Source organism: Intestinibacillus sp. Marseille-P6563 (assembly GCF_900604335.1).
Taxonomy (GTDB): domain Bacteria; phylum Bacillota; class Clostridia; order Oscillospirales; family Butyricicoccaceae; genus Butyricicoccus_B.
This window is the reverse complement of the sequence record NZ_UWOD01000001.1, coordinates 639,001-645,000: the sequence shown is the minus strand read 5'-3', so window position 1 is coordinate 645,000 and position 6,000 is coordinate 639,001. Positions and strand designations below refer to the sequence as shown.

At 48.5% G+C, this 6,000-nt stretch carries 3 protein-coding genes, 2 tRNA genes and 2 rRNA genes (1 of these 7 only partly in view); 6 read left to right on the top strand and 1 reads right to left on the bottom strand.

Features of this window, described 5'->3' with window-relative positions; genetic code table 11:
* The 4 genes from EFB11_RS03400 to rrf form a co-directional block, all read left to right on the top strand.
* Positions 1–2,458, top strand: a 23S ribosomal RNA gene (locus tag EFB11_RS03400); it begins 379 nt to the left of the window's first position.
* A gap of 82 nt (positions 2,459–2,540) precedes the next feature.
* A tRNA-Lys gene (locus EFB11_RS03395) sits at positions 2,541–2,616 on the top strand.
* A gap of 97 nt (positions 2,617–2,713) precedes the next feature.
* Positions 2,714–2,788: transfer RNA gene (locus EFB11_RS03390), tRNA-Glu, on the top strand.
* Between the two features lie 122 nt (positions 2,789–2,910).
* Positions 2,911–3,027: ribosomal RNA gene (rrf, locus tag EFB11_RS03385) — 5S ribosomal RNA — on the top strand.
* A gap of 113 nt (positions 3,028–3,140) precedes the next feature.
* On the opposite strand, the gene EFB11_RS03380 is transcribed toward rrf, so the two are convergent.
* Entirely contained in the window at positions 3,141–3,884 is a 744-nt protein-coding gene (locus tag EFB11_RS03380) for a glycerophosphodiester phosphodiesterase (RefSeq protein ID WP_122788930.1), read from the bottom strand.
* A gap of 537 nt (positions 3,885–4,421) precedes the next feature.
* Here EFB11_RS03380 and EFB11_RS03375 point away from each other — a divergent pair.
* The gene (locus EFB11_RS03375) at positions 4,422–5,180 is read left to right on the top strand and encodes a carbohydrate ABC transporter permease (protein ID WP_243115154.1); all 759 of its coding nucleotides are present in this window, start codon (positions 4,422–4,424) and stop codon (positions 5,178–5,180) included.
* On the top strand, positions 5,180–5,998 hold the full coding sequence (locus tag EFB11_RS03370) for a carbohydrate ABC transporter permease (RefSeq protein ID WP_122788928.1): 819 nt from the start codon (positions 5,180–5,182) through the stop codon (positions 5,996–5,998). Before EFB11_RS03375 ends, EFB11_RS03370 begins: the two co-directional genes overlap by 1 nt.
* Positions 5,999–6,000 lie beyond the last annotated feature (2 nt).

The following is a 6,000-nucleotide window of genomic DNA, read 5'->3' as shown; positions in this document are numbered from 1 at the left end:
ACTGATAGGACGCTAGCTGGATCCAGAGTACCACAGGACACGTGAAACCCTGTGGGAAGATGGGGGGACCATCCTCCAAGCCTAAATACTACTCAGTGACCGATAGAGGAGCAGTACCGTGAGGGAAAGGTGAAAAGGACCCCGGGAGGGGAGTGAAATAGAACCTGAAACCTTGTGCCTACAAGCACCGAGAGCACGTTCATGTGTGATCGGGTACTTTTTGTAGAACGGTCCGGCGAGTTAATGTAAGTAGCAAGCTTAAGGTATTGGAATACCGGAGGCGCAGCGAGAGCGAGTCTGAATAGGGCGCTTAAGTTACTTGCATTAGACCCGAAACCGGGTGACCTATCCATGAGCAGGCTGAAGCGGTGGTAAGACACCGTGGAGGGCCGCACCCACGTCCGTTGAAAAGGCCGGGGATGACTTGTGGATAGCGGAGAAATTCCAATCGAACTCGGAGATAGCTGGTTCTCCCCGAAATAGCTTTAGGGCTAGCGTTATGATAGATTACCGGAGGTAAAGCACTGAATGGGCTAGGGGCCGCGAGGTTACTGAACCCTATCAAACTCAGAATGCCGGCTAATTGGTTCATGGCAGTCAGACTACGTGAGATAAGTCTCGTGGTCAAAAGGGAAACAGCCCAGATCTACAGCTAAGGTCCCAAATAGATGCTAAGTGGAAAATGATGTGAAACTGCGAAAACAACCAGGATGTTGGCTTAGAAGCAGCCACTCATTTAAAGAGTGCGTAATAGCTCACTGGTCGAGTGGTTTTGCGCAGAAAATGTAACGGGGCTAAGCATCTAACCGAAGCTTAGGCAGACGCAAGTCTGGGTAGGGGAGCGTTGTATGCGGGGTGAAGTCAGAGCGAGAGCACTGGTGGACTTCATACAAGTGAGAATGCCGGAATAAGTAGCGAGAATTATGTGAGAATCATAATGGCCGAAAATCTAAGGTTTCTTGGGGAAGGTTCGTCCGCCCAAGGTTAGTCGGGAGCTAAGGCGAGGCCTAACGGCGTAGTCGATGCACATACGGTAGAAATTCCGTAACCACCGAACTTTAAGCATAAGGGACGCTTTCATTAAGGTGAACCCGGGCGATGGTTGCCCCGGGCGTAAGGGACCGAAATTTAGTAGGGAAGTCACTGGCGTGAGAGACGAGAAAAGCTTATGTGTATACTAAGGTGCCCGTACCGCAAACCGACACAGGTAGATGGGATGAGTATTCTAAGGCCAACGGGAGAAGGGTTGTTAAGGAACTCGGCAAATTGGCCCCGTAACTTCGGGATAAGGGGCGCCTGCGAGAGTAGGCCGCAGTGAAAAGGCCCAAGCGACTGTTTAGCAAAAACACAGCTCTCTGCTAAATCGAAAGATGACGTATAGGGGGTGACGCCTGCCCGGTGCTGGAAGGTTAAGGGGAGTGCTTAGCGCAAGCGAAGGTGCGAACTTAAGCCCCAGTAAACGGCGGCCGTAACTATAACGGTCCTAAGGTAGCGAAATTCCTTGTCAGGTAAGTTCTGACCCGCACGAATGGCGTAACGATTTGGGCACTGTCTCAACAGCCCGCCCGGCGAAATTGTAGTACCGGTGAAGATGCCGGTTTCCCGCAACTAGACGGAAAGACCCCATGGAGCTTCACTGTAGCTTGATATTGGATTTCGGTATTCCATGTACAGGATAGGTGGGAGGCTTGGAAGCACGGGCGCCAGCTTGTGTGGAGCCAACCTTGGGATACCACTCTTGGGATACTGGAATTCTAACCTGCGGCCATGAATCTGGTCGGGGGACACTGTCAGGTGGGCAGTTTGACTGGGGCGGTCGCCTCCTAAAAGGTAACGGAGGCGCTCAAAGGTTCGCTCAGCACGGACGGAAATCGTGCAATGAGTGTAAACGCAAAAGCGAGCCTAACTGCGAGAATGACGGTTCGAGCAGTAACGAAAGTTGGAGTTAGTGATCCGGCGGTATGTGAATGGAAATGCCGTCGCTCAACGGATAAAAGCTACCCTGGGGATAACAGGCTGATCTCCCCCAAGAGTCCACATCGACGGGGAGGTTTGGCACCTCGATGTCGGCTCATCGCATCCTGGGGCTGAATTCGGTCCCAAGGGTTTGGCTGTTCGCCAATTAAAGCGGTACGCGAGCTGGGTTCAGAACGTCGTGAGACAGTTCGGTCCCTATCTGTTGCGGGCGTAGGAATATTGAGAGGAGCTGCCCTTAGTACGAGAGGACCGGGGTGGACGTACCTCTGGTGCACCAGTTGTTCTGCCAAGGGCATAGCTGGGTAGCTAAGTACGGACGAGATAAACGCTGAAGGCATCTAAGCGTGAAACTTCCCTCGAGATAAGTATTCCCATCCTTCGGGAGTAAGGCCCCACGTAGACTATGTGGTTGATAGGTCAGGAGTGGAAGCGTGGTAACACGTGCAGCGGACTGATACTAATAGGCCGAGGGCTTGACCTAAAATGAATTAGGAAAAAGCATCTCGATAAAAAGCGATTGTGAGTAAGTATTGTTCAGTTTTCAGGGTGCAAACCTTTCACATGCACCATTAGCTCAGTTGGTAGAGCAACTGACTCTTAATCAGTGGGTCCTGGGTTCGAGTCCCCGATGGTGCACCACTTTCTTTTTTCTTTGATAAAAAGAAAAAAGAAAGCAAAAAAGAAAATACCTGTATAACACAGGGAAGATCTTTGTAGCTGCGTAAAGACCAGATGTGGCCCGTTGGTCAAGCGGTCAAGACGGCGGCCTCTCACGCCGCAAACGGGGGTTCGATTCCCCCACGGGTCACCAAAAAAGTCTTGACAAAACGATAGCGATATGTTATAGTTTAAAAGCTGCAAAGTCGTGTGCAAGAAAAGCGCGAAGCGCAAGTAAAGTTTTCTTTGCTTACTTTCTTGTACACAAGAAAGTAAGTAGGTGTTAATGGTGGCGAGGGTACACCTGTTCCCATCCCGAACACAGTAGTTAAGCTCGCTTACGGTGACAATACTTGGCTGGCGACGGCCCGGGAAGATAACTCAGCGCCTACACGAAAGACAGTAACTTCGGTTACTGTCTTTTTTCATGCTTATAAAAAGAACCAGATAGGATGGTGCAACTTTAGTAGAGGAGAAAGGTGCACACATCCTATCTGGCGTTTTTTTTATGCCTGCTCAGCGGCGATCTTGCACAGAAGATCCGGATAGTTCGAAATAATACCGTCGACGCCCTTAGCAAGCATATCGCGCATATCGCTTTCTTCATTTACGGTCCATACATTGATGTCCATGCCGCGCGAATGGAACAGGGAAACAAGCTCCGGCTGATATTGTAGCAACAAATATTTCGGATGCACATAATCGGCATTGGAAGCGGTCAGATAGTTGCCCATATCGTTGAGCGGACGATCATAGAGCAAACCAGTCTTGATGTCGCTGTTGAGCGTCTTAAAGCGCTGCATGGATACATGATTGAACGAGGACACAAATACCTTATCCTCCATGTGATGCCGTACGATGGCGTCAATCACTTTCTCTTCCAGGCCCTCATAAAAGACTTCATAGTTTTTCAGTTCCATGTTTAAGACCTTATGCGTCTGCTGGCAGAAGTCCAGAAGCTGGTCAAAATCCCAAACATGCTGCCCAGCAAATTCCGGAGACTTCCAAGAGCCAATATCCAATTGCAGAAGTTCCTCAAAGGTATAATCTTTGATATATCCTTTGCCGTTGGAGGTCCGCTCAAGCGTCGGATCATGGAAAACGACCAGTTTACCGTCTTTTGTCAGATGCACATCGCTTTCAAAACCGTCGCAATCGGTCAGCTCTACGGCCTTTTCAAATGCCAACGGGCTGTTTTCCGGGTAACGTCCGGAAAAACCGCGGTGTGCCAAGAGTAATGTCTTTTTCATAATGGATAATCCCCTTTCTTCAATAAAAAAACGCAGATTACAGCACTGCTGCGTTCTGCGTTGCTCTCCATACTCCAATCCTTGATTTAATTCGTATCAATTATAATATAGCATAGTTTTATTTTCAAGTACCTGATTGAATTTAGGCGATTTCTACAAATGGAAACAATGCTTCTGTGCAATGCTTACAAAAATCTACAAGATACGATTTTTTTTTGGTCATAATGATTGCAAAAACGAGGCAACTATGATCATATTCGTTATAGATAATTGCTGAGAGATGATATGAGAAGGCAAGCAAAGGACCATTCTGCTTGTAAATAGGCAGAGGGGGTTCTGGCTTGTCTTTTTTTGTTGCGATTGGGAGGTGTAGCCCTGAATTGGTAAAAACAGAAAATCCCCAATGAGGAGTTTAAGGGAAAAGAGGAGGGATCCCCATTGAGAAGGACAATGAGACGAATATCACCGTATTTCTATCTCATTCCAGCACTAATTGTTTTCATTTTGTTTGTCTTTTGGCCATTTGCAAAGACAATCATGCTCAGTTTGTCACTCACAACGCCTGCGGGTGAGGTCGCACAGTTTGTTGGCATCCAAAACTATTTGACCATCTTTTCTGATTCACAGTTTTGGCAGACTTTGCTGATCTCGTTTGAATACTCGGCTATGTGTGTGGTATTTTCCATCTGCATTGGCTTTGTGTTGGCGATTGCAAGCAATGAGAAGTTAAAGGGACGGGGTATTTTCCGTACGATCTATGCGCTGCCGATGGCGATTTCGGCTGCCGCCGCCAGCGCAATCTGGATGTTCATTTTCCATCCCAGCCTGGGCATTTTGAATCGGCTGCTGGACACCAACATTGGCTGGCTGACCGATACCAAATGGGCACTGATTGCAGTAACGCTGGTTAGTATCTGGATGAATGTCGGCATGAACTTCATTTATCTGACCGCAGCGCTGCAAAGTGTACCGACTGAACTGTATGAATCGGTCGAACTGGATGGCGCAAACTTCGTCCAAAAGCATCGGCACATCACCATCCCGTGTATTTCGCCCACATTGTTTTTCCTGCTGATCATCAATGTCATCAACTCCCTGCAAGCATATGCGCAGTTCAAGATGTTGACACAGGGTGGTCCGGCTGGCAGTACCAATGTTATCGTCTATGAGATCTATCAGGAAGCGTTCATCAATAGCCGCTTCGGCATCGCTTGTGCAGAGTCGGTTGTACTGTTTGTCATCTTGATGATCTTGACGGCACTGCAATTCCGGATTGAAAAGAAGGTGACATACTGATGAAAATGAAAACATCGAAAAAGATTGGATTTTACATCTTTAATATCCTGCTTGCTCTGCTGATTATCTTACCGATCATCTATTGCTTCAACATCAGCATGATGAGCAACAAGGAAGTTTATGCCGGAAATTTCTGGCCGTCGCAGCTGACCTTGGAAAACTATGAACGTGCTATGGAAATGGCGCCGCTGGATGTCTTCCTGCGGAACTCGCTGATCATGTCCATTGGCATTACGGTCGGCCAGGTGGTCACCGGCGCTTTGGCAGCGTATGCCTTTGCAATGCTGGACTTCCGCGGCAAGAACGTTCTGTTTATGATTATGTTAGCCACTATGATGATTCCGGGCCAGGCAATCATCATCGCAAACTATCTGACCATTTGCGATTGGGGCCTTTCCAATACCTTTGCCGCCTTGATCCTGCCGAACCTCGCAGCCGCCTTTGCGGTATTCAATATGCGGCAAGCCTTTTTACAGCTTCCGCGTGAGATTAAAGAGGCGGCAGAGATCGATGGATGCAGCAATTTCCGATTCTTCCTGAGCATTGCTTTGCCGCTGGTAAAGCCGTCCATCGGCGCATTGGGAATCTATGTGTTCCTGCAAAGCTGGAACATGTATTTGTGGCCGTTGCTGGTTACTGATGCCAAGGAAATGCGAACTGTACAGATCGGTCTGGGTATGCTGCAGGGTGCAGAATCGACCGACTTCCGTCCGGTTATGGCAGGCGCTATGATTATCCTCCTGCCGTCCATCCTTGCATTTATCATCGGTCAAAAGCAGCTGATCTCGGGACTGACTTCTGGTTCGGTCAAGGGTTAAGC

Bases quoted from the DNA above. Each gene is read 5' to 3' on its own strand.
- EFB11_RS03380 (WP_122788930.1), bottom strand. From the start codon at position 3,884: ATGAAAAAGACATTACTCTTGGCACACCGCGGTTTTTCCGGACGTTAC.
- EFB11_RS03375 (WP_243115154.1), top strand. From the start codon at position 4,422: ATGCTCAGTTTGTCACTCACAACGCCTGCGGGTGAGGTCGCACAGTTT.
- EFB11_RS03370 (WP_122788928.1), top strand. From the start codon at position 5,180: ATGAAAATGAAAACATCGAAAAAGATTGGATTTTACATCTTTAATATC.